Annotated in this window: 2 protein-coding genes; both read right to left on the bottom strand. The window is 74.5% G+C overall.

Translation table 11 applies throughout. From position 1 onward, the window contains the following. A partial coding sequence (locus tag N866_RS13305) for a biotin/lipoyl-containing protein (RefSeq protein ID WP_034227137.1) occupies positions 1-452 on the bottom strand: 452 nt, incomplete at its 3' end. Further along, a partial coding sequence (locus tag N866_RS13310) for an alpha-ketoacid dehydrogenase subunit beta (protein WP_034227138.1) occupies positions 449-1,320 on the bottom strand: 872 nt, incomplete at its 5' end. The genes N866_RS13310 and N866_RS13305, both read right to left, overlap by 4 nt.

Raw genomic sequence — 1,320 nt, forward strand, 5'->3', positions numbered from 1 at the left:
GCCGGACTCGCGGCAGGGCTCGCCACGCGGTCGGCCGCCCGGCGCGCGGCCCGGCGTCCGCCGCCAGCCACGACCGCCTCGGACGTGCCGTAGCCGATGAGCACGTTGCCGGACCCGGCGCGCTCCTCCTCCACGTACGTCGCCGCGGCCGCGTGCTGCGGCGCGCCCGGCACCGGCTCGGACGCCTGCACCGTGGGCGCCGTGGACTCCGAGCCCGCGTCGACGGACACCAGGGGCGAGCCGACGGCGATGACGTCGCCCTCGTCCCCGTGCAGGCAGGCGACGAGACCGGCGTACGGGCACGGGACCTCGACGACCGCCTTGGCGGTCTCGACCTCGGCGACGGGTGCGTCGACCTCCACGTGGTCCCCGACCTTGACGAGCCAGCGCACGACCTCCGCCTCCGCGAGCCCCTCGCCGAGGTCGGGCAGGGTGAAGACCTCGCGGGTCACGACTCGTCCCACTGCAGCTCGTCGACGGTGTCGAGGACGCGGTTGACCGACGGCAGGTGGTGCCGCTCGAGCGTCGGCGGGGGGTAGGGGATGTCGAACCCGGTCACCCGACGGACCGGCGCGGCGAGATGGTGGAAGCACTGCTCGCTGACCCGAGCGACCACCTCGGCGGCGACGGAGGCGAAGCCCGAGGCCTCCGCGACGACGACCGCGCGGCCCGTCGCCCGGACCGCGGCGGTCACCGTCTCGTCGTCGAAGGGCACGATCGAGCGGAGGTCGACGACCCCGATGCTCCGTCCCTCCCGGGCGCCCTGCTCCGCGGCGGCCAGCGCGACCGGGACGGCCGGGCCGTAGGCGATGAGCGTCACGTCCGAGCCCTCCCGGCGCACGACGGCCCGCCCGATCGGGGGGACGCCGACCTCGGTGTCGACCTCCTCCTTGGTGAAGTACTGGCGCTTGGGCTCCAGGAAGATCACCGGGTCGGGGCTCTCGATCGCCTGGCGCAGCAGCCCGTACGCGTCCTCGTTGGTGGCCGGCGCCACGACCGTCAGCCCCGGGGTGTGGGCGTAGTAGGACTCCGAGGAGTCGCAGTGGTGCTCGACGCCCCCGATCCCGCCGCCGTAGGGCACCCGCACGACGACGGGGAGGCGCACGCGCCCGCGGGTGCGGTTGCCCGTCTTCGCGAGGTGGCTGACGACCTGCTCGAAGGCGGCGTAGGCGAACGCGTCGAACTGCATCTCCACCACCGGGCGCATGCCGTTCATGGCCATGCCGATCGCCAGCCCCATGATCCCGGACTCCGCCAGGGGGGTGTCGAAGCAGCGCTGCTCGCCGAACTGCGCGGTCAGGCCGTCGGTGACGCGGAACA

This window comes from Actinotalea ferrariae CF5-4 (assembly GCF_000603945.1).
In the GTDB taxonomy this organism is placed as follows: Bacteria; Actinomycetota; Actinomycetes; order Actinomycetales; family Cellulomonadaceae; genus Actinotalea; species Actinotalea ferrariae.